Source organism: Paenibacillus sp. 2TAB19 (assembly GCF_052115185.1).
GTDB lineage: Bacteria > Bacillota > Bacilli > Paenibacillales > Paenibacillaceae > Pristimantibacillus.
Map to the genome: position 1 here is coordinate 1 of NZ_JBFRGE010000101.1, position 17029 is coordinate 17029.

General features: G+C 44.5%; 13 protein-coding genes. 4 read left to right on the top strand and 9 right to left on the bottom strand.

All coding sequences use genetic code 11. The features are described 5' to 3' along the window. Positions 1–344 (top strand): phosphotransferase-like protein (locus tag AB4Z33_RS27540; RefSeq protein ID WP_442052972.1); only part of this gene is annotated, 344 nt, incomplete at its 5' end. Positions 345–495: 151 nt separating this feature from the next. On the opposite strand, the gene AB4Z33_RS27545 is transcribed toward AB4Z33_RS27540, so the two are convergent. Next, a complete protein-coding gene (locus AB4Z33_RS27545; RefSeq protein ID WP_442052973.1) occupies positions 496–1404 on the bottom strand; it encodes a hypothetical protein in 909 nt (302 codons plus the stop codon). Then, a complete protein-coding gene (locus AB4Z33_RS27550) occupies positions 1404–1934 on the bottom strand; it encodes an RNA polymerase sigma factor (RefSeq protein WP_442052974.1) in 531 nt (176 codons plus the stop codon). The genes AB4Z33_RS27545 and AB4Z33_RS27550 overlap by 1 nt, the downstream gene beginning before the upstream one ends. Before the next feature lie 179 nt (positions 1935–2113). On the opposite strand from AB4Z33_RS27550, the gene AB4Z33_RS27555 reads away from it, so the two are divergent. Then, a complete protein-coding gene (locus AB4Z33_RS27555; RefSeq protein WP_442052975.1) occupies positions 2114–3280 on the top strand; it encodes a type I restriction enzyme HsdR N-terminal domain-containing protein in 1167 nt (388 codons plus the stop codon). 55 nt (positions 3281–3335) lie between these two features. Here AB4Z33_RS27555 and AB4Z33_RS27560 read toward each other — a convergent pair whose 3' ends face one another. The 4 genes from AB4Z33_RS27560 to AB4Z33_RS27575 form a co-directional block, all read right to left on the bottom strand. Continuing rightward, the gene (locus AB4Z33_RS27560) at positions 3336–5162 is read right to left on the bottom strand and encodes a stalk domain-containing protein (RefSeq protein WP_442052976.1); all 1827 of its coding nucleotides are present in this window, start codon (positions 5160–5162) and stop codon (positions 3336–3338) included. Positions 5163–5351: 189 nt separating this feature from the next. Next, positions 5352–6146 carry an MBL fold metallo-hydrolase gene (locus AB4Z33_RS27565; protein WP_442052977.1) on the bottom strand — a complete coding sequence of 265 codons (795 nt, stop codon included), beginning with the start codon at positions 6144–6146 and terminating at the stop codon, positions 5352–5354. A gap of 285 nt (positions 6147–6431) precedes the next feature. Then, on the bottom strand, positions 6432–6653 hold the full coding sequence (locus AB4Z33_RS27570) for a DNA-binding protein (RefSeq protein WP_442052978.1): 222 nt from the start codon (positions 6651–6653) through the stop codon (positions 6432–6434). Between the two features lie 255 nt (positions 6654–6908). After that, the gene (locus AB4Z33_RS27575; RefSeq protein WP_442052979.1) at positions 6909–10238 is read right to left on the bottom strand and encodes an S-layer homology domain-containing protein; all 3330 of its coding nucleotides are present in this window, start codon (positions 10236–10238) and stop codon (positions 6909–6911) included. Positions 10239–10502: 264 nt separating this feature from the next. Between AB4Z33_RS27575 and AB4Z33_RS27580 the strand changes: the two genes are divergently transcribed. Together AB4Z33_RS27580 and AB4Z33_RS27585 are read left to right on the top strand one after the other, a co-directional pair. Next, entirely contained in the window at positions 10503–13463 is a 2961-nt protein-coding gene (locus tag AB4Z33_RS27580) for a histidine kinase (RefSeq protein WP_442052980.1), read from the top strand. Further along, positions 13441–14211, top strand: a complete 771-nt coding sequence (locus tag AB4Z33_RS27585; protein WP_442052981.1) for a response regulator — start codon at positions 13441–13443, stop codon at positions 14209–14211. Before AB4Z33_RS27580 ends, AB4Z33_RS27585 begins: the two co-directional genes overlap by 23 nt. Before the next feature lie 107 nt (positions 14212–14318). Here AB4Z33_RS27585 and AB4Z33_RS27590 read toward each other — a convergent pair whose 3' ends face one another. The 3 genes from AB4Z33_RS27590 to AB4Z33_RS27600 form a co-directional block, all read right to left on the bottom strand. Continuing rightward, positions 14319–15113, bottom strand: coding sequence for an SDR family NAD(P)-dependent oxidoreductase (locus AB4Z33_RS27590; RefSeq protein ID WP_442052984.1), 795 nt, complete (start codon positions 15111–15113; stop codon positions 14319–14321). A gap of 64 nt (positions 15114–15177) precedes the next feature. Further along, positions 15178–16212: a helix-turn-helix domain-containing protein gene (locus tag AB4Z33_RS27595; protein ID WP_442052982.1), complete on the bottom strand. Its 1035-nt coding sequence runs from the start codon at positions 16210–16212 to the stop codon at positions 15178–15180. Between the two features lie 123 nt (positions 16213–16335). Further along, a complete protein-coding gene (locus tag AB4Z33_RS27600) occupies positions 16336–16983 on the bottom strand; it encodes a 2OG-Fe(II) oxygenase (RefSeq protein ID WP_442052983.1) in 648 nt (215 codons plus the stop codon). Positions 16984–17029 lie beyond the last annotated feature (46 nt).

Sequence of the window (17029 nt, forward strand, 5' to 3'; positions counted from 1 at the left end):
TTATTATGATGTATCATACTGCTAAACTATTTTCTGACCATGGTAAGAATGTACTAATCGACGGAATTTTGGTTGAAAGACCCGAATTAAAACCGCATTATGAAAAAGTTAAGGATATATTTTCCGGGTATCCTTTCTATATTGTCGAAGTTTTTTGTCCTTTAGACATTTGTCGCCAAAGAAATATTGAACGTGGAGATAGAACCGAAGATCAATCTGAGTGGCAAAATAATATTATGGCCAAAGATATACAATACAACTGTACTGTCAATACACACATAAATTCCTCAGAAGAATGTGCAGATTCGATTCTAAAATATTTATTTGATAGGTCCGAGGTTTAAGCTATCGGGAAACGATAGTTCAATCAATGATAGGCAGACCAGAATTTGGTCTGCCGCTTTGTCATTTAATATCTCATTATATAGGGCTTTTTTTATTGTCTACAATATTGGGGCTTGACCATAATGGCTGCTGGGCTCACATCTTATACCGTTATTCGTCCAACTGACGGAGCTTATCCCCTCCCGCTGCATATCGATACCGTCTCGTTTCATCCTCGTTGGTTAACTGAAAAACTTGGCTCACGGGATCATACGTTACTGTATCTCCGTATTTCGTTTGAAGCGCGGATTGAACATTTACCGATTGGATTTGACCCGCTATATTTTTGTAAATATAAATCTGCGTTCCATCAGTAACGATGATCGCCTCGGTTACTCCATCACCGTCTAAATCCTGCTCATAAATGGTCGGTGCATTCATTTGATAATATACCTTGACCACATCTTGGTCTAAGGAAATCCAATACGTGCATTTCCTCTGAGGACCGCATCTACCGTCCATTCGAAGGTCAGCCAATCCAAAAGCGTCACTTTTTTGGAAGTTCACTTCCGTCATTGCGCCATAACCAATCTCGTAAAACTCGCCATTTGCAGAACTGAAATGGTTGGAAAGCTCAAATCCGAAGAAGGATGTGTCCCCCTCCTCCGCTTTCGTATAATTCAAGTACTTGCCGAAGCCGTCTATGATGACCGTTTCTTTGATTTGAACAGATGTTATCGGCAGTCGCAGCAAGGTCGAATCTCTCACTCCCATATCCGTTTCAGGAATGAATTTGAGATCCTTCGTAGGCTCGTAGTCCAATAAGATGTTTTGGTCGGAGGCTGCTTCCGAGCCCATTATCGCGTTTGTTGGTAACCGGTCAATGAGAGGAAGAATCGTAACACAGATCATTAAGCCGAGTAGCGTAATTATGACAAAATAGAAAGGATTGTTCATCTTCTTGCGCTGATCCTGCTGGACCTGACTCATGACGGTTTGTTTCATATTCTCCGTAAATACCCCATTTGGAATGGAGCTCGCCTTAACCATTGCCGACCAATCCGGTTTATCATGATTCATTATCTAGCCGCCTCCCATCTCTTCTGGACTTCCTTGCGCGCCCTGTTCAATCTGGACTTTACCGTTCCTTCTGATATCTCGAGCAAGCCCGCCATTTCTTGAATCGTCAAGTCATGCTCCAAATTCAGAATAAGCACCTCTCTCAGCTTTCGGGATAGGCTCATAATAATTTCTCGAAGGTCTGCTGCCGCTTGATTCCCCATATAGGTTACCTCTGCAGACTGAGTTGTCTGGGTGGATCTCACGTTTTCGAACAATAACATCCTGCGAAAATAACTGGACCTCAACTCATTAAGCGCAATATTTCTAGTGATGGAAAACAGCCATGTTTTAAAAGAGGATTGCCCTCGAAATGTAGATAGTTTCAAATGGACTTTAATGAATACTTCCTGTGCGATATCTTTGGACTGCTCATGATTTTTAGTTATCGCATAAGCGTATCTCCACACGTCGTCCCCGTATTGCGTCATCAGATTGTATAGCTCCGTACTGTCCACTTCTTGTATGTATTTCAAGTATTCCGACTCCATCACGTTCACCTCCACCCTATTAGACAAGTTAAAGCGCCCAAAGTTCCCTAAATCCCAAAATAAACCTTTTGGACGGCAATAGATTGACTAAGAGCAGGAAAATCCCTTGAGCTTATGGAATACTCCTTGAATAGCTTGGACGACAAAGCACAAGAACCCCTGAAGGAGAAGCTCTCATCATGTTTAACTTTGATTCCATCACTTTACCCCGCACCTATCAAAGAAACGGGCAACCTTGTTATCTTGATCCTTGTAGAAAAATACTTATTCCGGCTACGCCCGAAGAACATGTGCGTCAGAAAACCATCATACTTCTGACCCATACCATGCAAGTCCCGCTTCCATGTATAGATACCGAAGTGCCCATGACCGATTTTAAAAAAGGAGCTGCCGGAAGGGCAGACATCGTTGTATACGATTCCGATCAGAAGCCCATTCTCATAGTGGAATGTAAATCAATGAACGAGGATCTCACCCATRATGTCTATGACCAAGCTCGAAACTACGATAAGACCGTTCAAGCGCATACCCTGATGATCACGAACGGAATCGATTTATTTATAGAGTCAAGGAGCAGACTAACCGGTCATTATCAATTATTAGCCAAGCTGCCTACGTACAAGGATCTTAAAAAATCGAAGTTTTCTTTTAAAAAACCAAAAAAAGAACCTTGGCAGCGGCTGAAGTATTCGGATCTTTATAAGAATAAACGAAAAAAAGAATGGCTCCAGTTAGGATTAATTCACGAGAATAATAGCGATGCCTTCATTCCTTTCGCGATAAACGTATGTGAAATTCTTTGGGACTACACGGTTTCTATTGGCGGACAGTATGTCGGGGATGTTTGGATTGAAGAGGACAAAGGCATTCGAATTACCAAATTCGGCAATGCCGCCGGGTTCGATTGGACGGGAGATTACAGATATTTCATTATCGAAGACAGCAATAAAAACAATCAGATTATTAGCTTGGCGGTGTTGTACGGCTACCTTATCGTTGCGATTGACGATTACAAGAAGAAGCACAACTCCTTGCAACTCAACTTAGAGGAGTACGCAACGGAAACGGGCGACTATTATGAGATTCATCATAACGGTAGGCTGACACTCGGCAAAAAAGGGGCAATGAAGCAGAGTGAGGTCATTGACTTTGTGAGGAGCATGGCACCCGAGCTCGTAGACGACAATAATAGGATCTATCTAGGCAAGCTGACGCATACCCGCAACATTACTTGGGAAGACCCCGATACTAGACATTTTTTCGGACGTCTCATTAAATATGCGATTATTAGGGATCAATTTCGCGTATATAAGCAGGCTGAGCTTTCGGAGAGTGAAGCTTTATAAAAAAAGAAAGAGCATCCTACCCGGTGCTCTTTCTCCCTATCTCCAAATGATCGCGCTATTTCAAATCTGTTAACTTGTAAACAATAATTTTGGAATTTGTATTGGCCGTCGCCCAGTATACCGCTCCATCATGGTATCTAATCGAATCACCGGCATTTATTCTTGCGCCTTTTATTTCCGTTGCCGGCTTTACGATTTCCCCATCTGGCGTAACGACCATATAATAGGTTGTTCTGTAATCCATGTTGCTTGAGTCTTTGTTTCGTTGACCGACTTTCTCCCATACGATAACGATTCGATTGCCGTCTATTTTAGTCATTTTCGGATGGGCCGCATTTTCCAAGTCTTTGTCTCGATAATCGGTTAACCAAACCACGCCTGTATTCGATACATCATACGTACTTCCCCTAAGTGAAATGTTGAAATGCTGATTATCCCCTTTGGTCAATACGGGCTGGGCTGCCTGTTCGAAATTTCTGGCAATCCGCTGTATAAATATATTCCTCGATTCATTATGTTCTGATTTTGCCATTTCCGCGCTCATCGTTTTTTCGGATGAACCCGCAAGGACATAGCCATCATCCACAACAGCGATACCTCCTAGCTCGGAGAAGGTTTGCTGATAGATCGCTGTCCCATATTTAAAATAAAACGGTGTAACACTATGCAACGCATCCTGTGCACGATCTACCTTGGAAATAACAAAACCTCTATCGTACACGTCCCCGCGATCTGCAAATACAAGGTTATCCCCGTCAAAAGCAACATCCTGATCAAAGGAATGGCTTGAATACGGAATTGGAAGCGTCATTTGCTTCATCGTTGTAGAATCGACATATAAGGCGGTCGAGGATTGATGGTTCAAACCGTCGTTAGACTGGAACATAAGCCTCCCGAAAAAGGCAACCAACAGCCCGTTCGAGTATTGAAGCTTCGCATTGGCGAATGCGAAAGGCTCCTTCGTCCCGTTAAAATATTGCGTTCCCGCCGTGAATGAAACGTCGCCCATTTTCACGCCGGCGTTGGAATATTTGCTGATTTTGACACTAGCCGCATTCTTCTCGTTTTCTTGCACTTCACGACCCCAAAGGACATAGAAGTTACCCTGCTCGTCCTTGGTATACGAGCCCATTAGCGTCATCTCTTTCTTAATGGAGAACGTATTCGTAACCTTTAAGTCCGCAGATAGGGTGGCGATTTTCAAGGTCTCGCTATTCTGATCGTCCCAGCCTACGTTCAGCGTGCCGTCAGGGTTTACGAAGGTGACGACCGAGGGAGCGAGATAATCGTAGGAAGCGAGGAAATCAGCTCCCTGTCCAACCGTGCTTCTAATCGATCCATCTACTTTTATCGTTTGGTATTGAACATGGGGGATTAGAACCGGCTTGTTAATATTAATGGTGTAGCGGTCCAACTCCAGCGTTGCCCCTACTGCTTCAGCGAGAGCGCGCATCGGCAAATAAGTCGTATTATCGTAAACAATCGCTTGAATCTCTTTCAGCACTAGCTTCCCGTCGTACACGATATTTAGTTTGACGAATTGGATTGAAATCTTTTCGCTATATCCGTAACTATCGCTATACCCGCTGTAGTCAGGCTCATACTCTACGTTTCCTGAAAGGTTTATCGTTGATTTTTGCGAGTTCAGCGTCACTTGTTTACCTAGTGCCTCAGCAATCTTTCGAATCGGCAAATACGTTGTCCCTTTATAGGTGAACGGAATTTGATTGTAATTAAAATATAACGGCTCCTCGTTAACCGTAATCGCAGCCGCTCCCTTCGTTACAGTAATCTGCTGTTTGCCAGCGCTGGCATAAACGGCCGATTGGAGACTTAGTGCCGCCATCGCGAGAATAACAAATAATTGCATGAACTTTTTCATCTTCTGTTCTCCTTCTGTCAGTAGATATAATTGTAAATAATAGACTTGTCACATTATGTAAACGACAAATTTTAATATACCATAGTTATTCATTCTATCCATCCATTTCTTCAAAACGGGAATGCCCGGCCAAAGCGAAAAGACGACCAAGATTCCCTAAACAGGAATTTTGATCGTCTTTTATTTCGCTTACACCAGCTTATACAGTTTTCCTTGCTGCAGCAGCCGGTAGCTTCCGATATTTTCGCTCGGGTTCTCGGGGTGGTCCGTATAAGCGGAGTCCGCGTAGTGGCATAGCAGCGTTTTGCGTTGGAATTCCTCCGGCAGCGTGAGCAGATCGGCTATCGGCGTATGCAGATTGCGAATATCGCCGCCCAATACTTCCGTCGGTCCGAACCATACCTCGTGAATAATGAGATCACTGTCGCTCAACCATGCGATCAATTCCGGATCGAAGCCCGTATCCGGTGCGTATCCAAGCTTAAAGTTGCCGAAATCGAATTTGTAAGCGAGCGTCCGGGGCTTGTGCCGCGTGTATTTGTAGCTGACTGTAAACTCTCCGAAATCATGGGTCTCTCCGATCGCGATCGGGTCGAAGTACCAGTCGAAATTCGCGATGTCGCTTCCTTCGCGAGGCGAAGGCTCCAATGCGGGACGCAGATGGGACCAAATATCTTGCAGCAGCCAATCCGGCCCGTAGAGCTTGATCGGATTAACGGTTTTGTACATTTGCAAATACGCGAGCTCCTCGACACCGCCAACGTGATCGGAGTGCAGGTGGGTAATGAACAGCTCCTTATACCTGTCAATCCCGAGCGGGAGTTCTCCATGCAAGCTGTTTTGATGGAGCATTTTCGCGATGTACCCTGGGCAATCGATAAAAAATTCGCGACCGTCCACATTAATAACGCTGTTGACAAAAAAGTGCCGCGTAGTAAACGAATCGCCTACGCCAAGCGGGTAAAAGGTTACGGACTTTGCCATGTTCTTGTCTCCTTCAACATTGTATTTATGCTTTTATTTGCAATGCCTTCAGTTGACCAATCGGCAATGATACCTACGTCGCGACCTTTTTCATCCGAGCGGGTATTTAAACCGTGTATTCGGGTTGATATTGTATGATATATTCCTATTATAGCTAATAACAAATAAAGGACAACCATCAGTTTGACGCGTTACGACGTATATCCGACAGAATGAGGCGTTTTATAGTGAATTGACAATAAAACAAAGAGAGTACCTCACGCGGTACTCTCTCTCAAGTTTAAATCACTTTATTAACTCATCTATTTCACTCTTCAGTAAAAGATACCTATGAACGCTTCTCATGATCGGCACTTTGGTTAGATGGCTTTTGTCTGCGAAGGTTTTCATTTGATCTTTTGTAAGGCCTAACAAATTACCTGCCTCTGTAACCGTTAATACTTCTTGATTACTTGTAGCATTAAAGGTTTTTTTCACTTTAAGATTCCAGTCTTCGAATTCATTCATAACCGGTGCAATCATTCCTATTCTTAGTCAATAACTTTCTTGACTTTATCCTTTTATTATAACAGAAGTTTAGGTTTTTTCCTAAACCATTCACTGTATCGTTTAGCAGACACCGTTTGCGCGTATAGACAGGAATACCATGAAAGACCCGACCTCACGAGGCCGGGTCTTTCATGGTATTGGTGGAGGCGAACCGCGGCTGTGTAGAATCACAATTCGCCGCCATATGATGATTAGTTCAGTTAAAATTTGTTTCTACTTTTTCCAGCTTTCGATACCGGTCTCGTATTGCTCGAATGGATGCTGAACCGAAGCTTCCATAATGTCCAAGTAGTACTCATGGCTTGCTGGAACATCGGTCCATTTAGCACCAACTTCGACATGCCATGGGTTACGCTCCAGCAGTTGGTTAAAGATCCTGACAACCTGGACTCTCGTAATCTCCTGATTCGGATTGAAGGTCTTATCCGTAAAATCAAATAGCAGGCCTTGCTTCTCAACCGTTGCAATAGCTTTCTCCGCCCAGTGTCCCGTTACGTCCGTGTAGGTGCTTTCATTTACAACGTCCCATTTATACACATTCGTCAGTAGTTGCGCAAATTCCGCTCGCGTAATTTTTTTCTTCGGCTGGAACGTATCGTCTCCAGCGCCGACCATCCATTTATTATTCGTAACTGTTGCGATAGCATCTGCCGCCCAATATTTTGCGCTCACATCGGAATACGATACATTCTTCTCGCTCGCTGTAGATGTGTACAAACGGGACAGGATTGCAGCGATCTCAGCTCGTACAATGCCGCGATCCGGATCGAAAGTTCCGTCAGGATAACCAACCATGTATGGATTATGAGTTCCCTCGGCCTTCACGATCGGCTGCGAGGAGAAGCTGAATTTCACGATCGTTTCGCCAACGTGAATAACCCCGTCTTTAATATGACTGTCATCCCCAAAGCTCTCTTCGCGCTTATCGTTACGGCTGTCAAAAACGACGTATCCATTCTTTTCGCCTAAGAAATAGTAATCGGCGTCAGCGTAAACCATCCAGCCGTATTCGCCGTTCTCCGAGCTAATTTGCGGGTTATGGTTTTTGTTTGGTGCGAAATTCGGCAGCTCTGGCAGATCAACAAGCGTTCCAGGCACTCTGCCCTTGGAACGATTCAGCTCTGTATCGGCCCAGTACAATTTCATATTCACGCCCGCAACAGGCTGATTGGTTACCGTATCAAGAATCGTGCCGTACGGATCGATCAGATCCACCGTTAAGCTCGCTTTTCCGTTGGCATCAACAACTAGTTTGCCAACAGGGCCTGCCAGCTTTTCACCATTAGGCGCGATCACGTTCAACGATAATATATATTCGCCGGCTTCAACCTTCGGAAGCGTAAAGCTGCCGTCTTCATTCATTACAATATTCGGCAGATCCAGCTCTTTGCCGTTGGCCAACTTGATTTTACCTGTTACTTTCAAGTCGTCACCGACTAATTTCGTGATTTTGTCCGGTGTGATTGTACCGCCGTTTGCTTGGTCGGTCACAATTACTTTCGTATCCATTGTTGGCTCTTCAGAAATATAAGGCGCAACCGGCTTAACGGTAACGACGTTGGATAAGCCTGCATGCTGACCCGATTCGACCGCCAATCGGAAATAATAAGTTTCTCCGTTCGTTAGACCAATTACAGTCGCTCTCGTAGAAGCGGCGTCCAACACCTCTGATGTCGTTACCGGAGTGAAGGTTTCACCGTCCGTTGATTGTTCAACTACGATATCAGATGCCCCAGTTATAGCCGGGAATTTCAATGTAACTTTCTTGTTGCCCGCGACAGCCGACAAAGTGGTTACCGGGTCAGAAGGGGAAACATTGACAACATTAGATACACCTTCATAAAAACCCGAACCGACAGATAGTCGGAAATAGTAAGTTACTCCGTTCGTTAGGCCGGTTACGGTTGCACTCGTTGAAGCAGCCGTGAGCGTTTCATCTAGGTCAACCGGAGTAAAGTCGGTGCCGTTTATCGATTGTTCGACCACAATATCATCATCAGATGCATCCGTTAGTGGCGGAAAGTTCAGTGTCGCTTGGCCATTGCCTGCAACCGCCGACAAAGTGCTTAAAGGACCAGGCTCTGCAGCAAGCACATAAACCGTAAAGATCTTTTCGCTTGTTAACCCGTCTTTTGTGATCGTTGCCTTCAGATTCACATAGATACCCGGTTGGTCCGTAACCGGTCTCGTAACCGTTCCATCAGGCGCGATGATCGAAGGCTGATCGGAGGACCAGACTGTCGTTACGTCTTCGCTTTGCTCCAACGTAATGTCATTTTTCACCGCATTTTTGTTATCTTCGGAATTAAACGAGATATCCGTGTTGTCCTCTGCTTCTTCAATGGCCAGAATCGCTACTTTATAATCATTAATAATTTGATTCGCAATACGTTCTGCAATTGCTTCAATGATTTCTTCATTAGCATTCTCGGAATCGGAAGGCACATATAATCCGCCATTCGCAATCTCATCAATAAAGCTTTGGTTAATATCCTCATAAACCGATTCGGTTACCCCTACATATTGGGCGTCATTGCTATCGAAGGAGTCCTTCAAATTGGATTGATTCTCTCCTCCATCCAAGCTTTCTCTAGGATCGTCGTTGATGTTCACGACATAGCGCAAAGGAGAAGTCTCTTCCCAAAGGATATCTTCTACAGCTTCGTCCAAGGTCTTGCTCGAAGTAGAAAATAGCTTCATATTGTCAAAAGCAAAGATCGAAATGATCTCGCAACCGTGGCCGATATGGCTGACGATTGGGCCGAATTCTTCACCATAAGGATCAGGGAGATCGAGATTTCTAATAACCTGCTCTCCGTTATCCCACATATTCAATGTTGTATCCGTTACATTGATTTTAATTGTGTGTTGGGCCGATGTCCCCTTTTCATAGCTTTCGATTAGGGTAACGCCGTCTATGGAGCCCAAATCGCTATATGCCTCATTGTGCAAATCATCTGCATTCACTTCATCAATCTGATAGACATTAATACCATCACTAACATATAAAATAGCGTAGCCGCTCAATAGGCCAGCGTTATCGATCTGAGTATTGAATAGAAAACCTCCGCCTTCCATGCTATGGTAATTGGCCTTGGATTCATCCATATCAAAAGTAATGATTTTTTTGCCGTCAGGCGTTTCGCTCGTCAGCATGAAATCTTTATAGCCCGACTCAGTGTAACCATAAAAGGTTAAAGCTTTGCCGTTATTGGAAGTCTGAACGTGATTGAGATCGGCCGTTACAACCTCCGGTGGAGTGCTGTTATACCAGCTGTCAGAGCCGGAATGGACATGGGAGTCCGTTACAGTTGCCGGGTTTGCGCTTGCGTCCATAATAGACACGTATTTAGGATTTACGCCCCCTGCTACCAGCTTAGCTTTAATGGCATCATTTAATTGACTTTCAAAATCGCTGGAATCATACGTGCTTGTGCCAGTGTTAAAGTAAACCTCTGCTACCGGCGATAGTGCGTACGCCATTGAAGTATTTGTTACCAACAATAGAAAAGCTACTGCCATTGCAATCATCTTTTTCTTCATCTGATTCACCCGTCCTGTAAGTTTAGAAATAAAGTTTTGTATCTAATTCCATTAACAATAATACATGCTGATAGAACTATCTAAATTAAGAGTGAAGTCCCTTGTCAGAAAGCCATACCCCTCCAAACTATTCAAGATGTTGATCCCACCATATCAGAGGCTTCTCTCAAAAATCTCTCAAACTTCTCTCCATTCTAAATGTCAATTGGTAGTTTTTTGAGAGACCTTTAACGTATGATAGTATCAATAGGAGTGTGACTATAGATGAAAAAGTTACTTGGCTGCTTGGGTGTGGTATGCGCCTTGATCGCCATTCTTTATATGATTTTTAGCGACCATGATACAAGCTCCGTCCATAGCAAAGCCTTAGACGGCGTGCTTGACCTGCGAGAGCTGACCGATTCTCCATTTGTTTCGTTAGCCGGCGATTGGAAGTTTACGGCCGATTCTTTTATTAGTCCGACTGATTTTTCCAAAGATGCGAATCATGTGCCAGTGCCAGGTCCCTGGCCGTCGAATGTGCAATGGGGCTCCTATCAGATCATGGTATATCTGCCCGAGCACTGGTCGGAGGACATCGGTCTTCGCGTTCGCAATATTTGGTCCGCCCATACCATCTATGTCAATGGCGCATTCATCTCGGAAAAAGGGAAAACGGCCGATTCTAAACAAGAAACGGTACTGAATAATCCCTCCTATGAAGTATACTTTAAACCCGAAGGCCGGCAGCTTCTTATCACGGTTCACGTATCTAACTTCTACAATGCAAGAGGCGGCATCGTCCTGCCAATCGATATCGGCGACGCCGAGCATATTAAGAATGACGTGCAGAGAGATCTTACCATGGAATGGGCTGCAGCCTTATGTATGCTGCTGTTCTGCATGTATCATTTAACCATATATTTGCTGCGAACGAGGGACGAGGCCTTTCTATACAGCGGATTGTACTTTCTAACGTTAGCAATCGTAATTGTGTTTCGCGGAGAGCGATTGGTCATACGCGAGTTCCCGTCATTTCCTTACGAGCTCTATTTTCGCATGCAAGACGTCAGTACATACCTGAGCGCCATCTTGCTTCTGATCTTTATTGTCAAAATTATTCCTTCTATTATGAATCGAAAGACATTGTTTCTGCTACTTCTTCCGCTTCTGGTCTATTCGTCTTTAAATGCCATTCTCCCGGCAAGAGCATTGTCGAGCATGCAGTATGAATTTTTTTATTATATGGATGGACTATTCCTGGGAGTTATCGCTCGCATCTTTTATTTAATTGTAAAGAATCGGATCTCCATACGCAGAAACGAAGCTGTCATTCTCTTGGCAATGCTTTTGTTTCTTGCTATCTTCGCGATAAGCGGTTCGTCTGACAGCTTGTTCTACTCCGGCCGCAACAGCTTGAACAGAATCGGACTGATCGGGTGTGTGTTGGCGATGAATGTTTTTCTCGGCATACGTCTCATGAATCGAACGGAGGAATCCGAGCAGTTGACTGCTCGATTACAGAAGGCAAACGATACGAAAGATGATTTCCTGAAAGTCGCTACGCATGATTTGCAGAGACCTCTGCATGACGCCGTCCATTTGATTCATTCGATTTCTCGAGAGCGCGATCACAGGAGGCAAGGCGAGCAATTATACTTAGCCGAGCAGCTAATTGGCAACATGGTTTATATCCTGAGAGATTTGAACGATTTTACTCGTATTCGATTTAATGATTACGCCATTCAGTTGAAGTCCACTAATCTCCGAATGGTCATGCTCCATGTGCTTCAGTTGATGCAACTTACATTCGTGAAGAAGAAGATTCAAATAAACGAAAACATATCAAAGCAGCTTTATGTATCGGCGGACGAGCAAGCCCTGACGCAGGTGCTCCTGCGCATGATGACAGAGATTGCTAACGATACCGTAGAAAACAGCCTGTCTATTGAAGCCATGCAGGCTGGAGAGGATATCMTTCTTCATGTGGCGACAACTGGCGTGTCCGTGAGAGCGAACAGGGACCGGCAGCAATCTTCAGGGCTTATGATGACGGTGGAGCTAGTCCAACAAATGAATGGAAGCATAACGTATGAACGAATGGAGAGAGGTATCCGCTTCACGCTCAAACTGGCTTTCAGCGAATTTAAAGAGCCGGTTACAGCAGCGGAATACGAATACAACGTTGAAGCTGCCGTATCCGCAGAAGAACTAGAGCTGGCAACGCTTCTCATTGTCGATGATGATGTGATGCACGCGGAAGTCATGAGGGGCATGCTGAGCGATACGTACAAAATTCGAATTGCTTATACCGCTCAAGAGGCGCTTGACTACTATAGCAGTCACCCGGAAATAGCGATGATGATTATTGACGACATTATTCCCGGCAACATGAATAGTCTCGAATTGTTACAGCAAATCCGTACGCAAGCACCTTTATTGGAGCTGCCGATTATCATGATGATTTCATCCGAATATCCCAAACATATTGAAAAAATATTTGCTTCCGGCGCAAATGATTACATTGTAAAACCTTTCTCGAAAGAGACTTTGATGGCTCGATTGAATGCCGCCGAACAGACGAAACAATCTATGCTGAAAGCGATTGAGTATGAAATGGCCTTTCTGCAAACCCAAATCAAACCGCACTTTTTGTATAACGCGCTCAGCAACATTATTTCATTCTGCTACACGGATGGAGAGCGTGCTGCTCATCTGCTGACGATGCTCAGTTCTTTCCTTCGTTATATATTTGAAACGAGCCGGGACGGACAATTCTCTTCCCTTCAGAAGGAGCTGGAAATTATTGAAGCATATGTAGATGTAGAAAAGGCCAGATTTGGCGAACGGTTAACATTCGCCTGTGACATCGATCCGCTAATTGCCGCCGACAATGTTCTGATTCCTAGTTTGCTCTTGCAGCCTTTAGTCGAAAATGCGATTCGCCATGGTCTATTCGACAAAGAAGGATCTGGACATGTTCAGGTTTCGATCTACTCTCACGAATCTCGCTTGAGCATATGTGTCGCCGATGATGGCGTAGGTATGTCAGCAAAGCAATGCGCCCAATTAATGGGAGGAGAGCCTGCCAATTCCGGCATCGGATTTACGAATGTGCGTCGACGCGTACATGATCTCAAACAAGGCAGCCTGGAGATCAGCTCCTTGCCGGGCAAAGGAACTACCATTCAATTATTAATTCCGATTATGGAGGGACGAGATCATGTGGAAAGTAATTCTCGTTGAGGATGAGAAACCGATTCTGGGACTGCATGCTAGATTGCTGGAAACCTATGGTCCCTTTCAAATTGTAGGCCGTTTCGAATCGCCGTTCGATGCGTTGCAGGAAATACCGAAGCTAGATTTGGACGCGCTCGTGCTGGACATTGAAATGCCGAGAATGACAGGACTTCAGTTGGCCCAAAGCCTAGTGGAAAACGGCATCGACGTGCCTGTGATTTTCACAACCGCTCACCAACAATATGCCGTGCAAGCCTTTCGCGTACAAGCGCTTGATTATATCTTAAAACCGATGACTCCGAATACAGTTAAGCAGTTGGATGAACGCCTTCAGAAATATTATGGCAATAAACCGAAACCGGCCAATAAGCAGGAGCTTTTTGTCCAGCTTTATGGGGAAGCATATGTTAAAAAGGGGGAACAGCTTGCAAAATGGCCTACTCGCGTAACCGAGGAGCTGTTCTACTACTTTCTGCTTCATGAAAATAAATTATGCTTAAAATGGAGAATCATCGATGATATCTGGACGCATGTAGAGGAAAAACGGGCACTCTCCAATCTGTATAATACGATATACCGTATGCGTCAGCTTTTTATGGAGCTGGATGTGCCAATCGTAATCGATCGAATAAATGATGGTTACATCATGAATACCAACAACAGCGTCATCATAGAGCCGAAGGAAATCCAGGATACGCTTCTGCTGGAATCGAAAGGATATTTATGGTCCTATCGTTTAGAATCAACCGTTTAAGTCTGATTACAAAGAGGGACCGGCTCAATGGCCGGTCCTTTTCCTTACAGCTTATTTGAGACGATCTTCCCCGTTTCCCTGTTACCCTATTACTATTTCGAGAAATGTTAAAAAATAGTCGGCACCATTCCCCCATCCATACGGATTGGAGATCCTTTAAACGCCGATGCGTAAGGACTGCATACGAATGTTGTTAGTCTGCCTATCTCACTAGGCTTAATAAATCGCTGTATTTCGGATTGAGGCAGGTTTGCAGCCATAAATTTTTTCTCTTTTTCTGCGAACGTCATATTTTCATCAGCATATATACCGTCAATGATTTGATGCACATTTTCAGAAAGCGTGGGTCCTGGCATGATCGTATTGACTGTAACTTCTGTACCTATTGTTAGTTTGGACAAGCTTTTTGACAATGATAATAGCATTGATTTGGTCATGCAATACTGGGGCATTTGTCCCGAAGGCATGATGGCCTCTTCGCTAGCGATAAAGATGATACGCCCAAAATTGTTTTTCAACATTTTAGGCAAATAAAACTTAGATAAATGATTTGCTGCAAGAACGTTTGTGCGAAAATAGGATTCCCACACTTCGTCGTCAACATCTTCATATTTCATGATTTCATATTTACCCATACTATTTACTAAAATATCGATTTGAGGGTATTTTTCAAATATAGCTTCTCTTTGCTTAGCATATACAATATCGGCTGCAGCATTCTGAGGCGTAGTATCCGGGAACTTCAACTTGATTTCACTCACAGTACGTTCTACTTCATCATCATTTCGGCCATTGATGAGTACATTAACGCCTTCTTTGGCAAGTTCAATGGCGATTGCTTTGCCTATGCCTTTCGTTGATCCCGTAATTAGTGCTGTTTTATTATTTAATCCCATATCCATCATGCATGTCTCCTTCTTATGTTGTGGATAGTGATTATATTAACTTGTATGCGTTGTTCGGTAACTAGCCTATCCCGCCAATGCTCTTGTTTGACACGCCAAAGTGTTCTGCGCGCCAATTCGAAGGAGTATCGCCTTCCCAATTGCGAAAGGCGCGGTAGAAAGAGTTCTGGTCTTCATATCCAATCAAGAAAGCCACTTCCTTAATATCGAGAGAGAGGTCCGCCAAGTACTCTCGCGACTGCTCATGTCTAGCCTCTGTTAACAGATTATTGAAGCTTGTATTTTCACTGCTAAGTCTCCGCTGCAAGGTACGGTCGCTCATACGGAGTTCCCTCGCTACAGCCTGAATGTCCGGACGTCCGCTTGTGAGGCTGCGTTTGATGATCCATTTGACCATCTCGGCAATTGATCGGCCCTGCTTCTGTTCATTCAATGATTGGTCGAGAACGGGAGTCAGAATCTCCAGAAGCTCTTCATTGTACGAGACAAAGGAGCGGTCCAGATCTCTTCGATGCAGTGTCAGTCTGTTACATGTTGCATCGATTCGGACAGGGCAGCCAAAATAAGCTTCAAGCGCCTTCACATCGCCCATGGATTGGGAAAACTCGATATTCCGCGCAGTCAATAGTTGCCCTGTACCTCTGCGTCCAAGCTCTAAAAGAAATGCCAAAGTGAGGCCTACAAGCATTGGCGGACCCGATTGCTCCGAATTGTGCCATTCCAGTTCGATCGTACAGCAATCGGCCTCTTCGGTGATCTGTAATCGTTCAGGAGGGCAAAGTTGTTTGTAACGAGCCATTCGGTTCAAAGCATCGCGGTAGTCACGAGCGTGGTAAGTCGCTAAAACAGTCGGCGGGTAGTGCATTGTCTCATAAGAAGTCGCCAGATTGATAATTGCCTTGGCCGTATCGCCTACGAGATCGGAATAAGCCTGCCATATCGCAGAATATTGGGCAGTGGTCACTTCCGGTTCAGTTATAATAGTAAGCGGTAATCGTGCATGGCGTGCTACTTCGTAGTCGGCAATCATTAAGTGACGTAATCCTGCCCAAAATCCTGGCGAGAGTTTAATCCGATCCGTGATATGAGATTTCATTCGTACGGCACTCCTTTTTATATACGTAGTTCTATGTTCCAGCGCTGTACCCTATCAAGGTTAGCTGCAAAAACCACATCCTCATGCGGATGCGGTTTACATATGGTGGTGGCGAGCGGTTATTTAGGAAATACGAAGGGCTTGCCTTCTCATCCACATCGTCGCAACCCACTTTTCCCCTTTAATGACCGGTGTCCCCGCATGCAGAGTGAAATCGTTTAATTCATGATTGCTGTAAAAATATTCAAAGTAAACGGCCATGCCTTTGTTAGGGAAAACTGACATATTAAGCATGGGGAATGCCGTTTCCCCGCCCTCTTCCACATCATTCAAATACATCACGAGCGTACTAATTCGATTGTTAGCGCTTGCTCGACTCGTTTCTGCGAAGAAATCATAATGTGGTTGATACTCTTGGCCAGGGGTATAGAGCAGAACTTGCAATCCGTCACCGTGCTCGATAGGAATATTCATAATTTGAGAGAAGCGCCTCTCGATTCTTGTAATCGTCTCACTGTCCTCGCAGAACACCCCGCTGCTCGTTCTAATGTGATTGACTGCATGTTCTCCACCTATTTTCGAACGTTGCAATTGATCCCTGGAGTGTTTAATTAGCTCATCGCATTCCTCATCGCTAAGCACATTGCCCAGCACGACTACCAATGGTGCCTCATACTTGGCAAGTATACGAATTTCCCGATCATCCGTCTTGATCGTATTTCCAATATGATCAAATATCGTCAGCTCTTTCTCAGTCGTATCTCCCATCATCGTTATGCAGCCCCTATAGTATGACATTCACCACAGAGTAACATAC

Bases quoted from the DNA above. Each gene is read 5' to 3' on its own strand.
- AB4Z33_RS27545 (WP_442052973.1), bottom strand. From the start codon at position 1,404: ATGAATCATGATAAACCGGATTGGTCGGCAATGGTTAAGGCGAGCTCC.
- AB4Z33_RS27550 (WP_442052974.1), bottom strand. From the start codon at position 1,934: ATGGAGTCGGAATACTTGAAATACATACAAGAAGTGGACAGTACGGAG.
- AB4Z33_RS27560 (WP_442052976.1), bottom strand. From the start codon at position 5,162: ATGAAAAAGTTCATGCAATTATTTGTTATTCTCGCGATGGCGGCACTA.
- AB4Z33_RS27565 (WP_442052977.1), bottom strand. From the start codon at position 6,146: ATGGCAAAGTCCGTAACCTTTTACCCGCTTGGCGTAGGCGATTCGTTT.
- AB4Z33_RS27570 (WP_442052978.1), bottom strand. From the start codon at position 6,653: ATGAATGAATTCGAAGACTGGAATCTTAAAGTGAAAAAAACCTTTAAT.
- AB4Z33_RS27575 (WP_442052979.1), bottom strand. From the start codon at position 10,238: ATGAAGAAAAAGATGATTGCAATGGCAGTAGCTTTTCTATTGTTGGTA.
- AB4Z33_RS27585 (WP_442052981.1), top strand. From the start codon at position 13,441: ATGTGGAAAGTAATTCTCGTTGAGGATGAGAAACCGATTCTGGGACTG.
- AB4Z33_RS27590 (WP_442052984.1), bottom strand. From the start codon at position 15,113: ATGGATATGGGATTAAATAATAAAACAGCACTAATTACGGGATCAACG.
- AB4Z33_RS27595 (WP_442052982.1), bottom strand. From the start codon at position 16,212: ATGAAATCTCATATCACGGATCGGATTAAACTCTCGCCAGGATTTTGG.
- AB4Z33_RS27600 (WP_442052983.1), bottom strand. From the start codon at position 16,983: ATGATGGGAGATACGACTGAGAAAGAGCTGACGATATTTGATCATATT.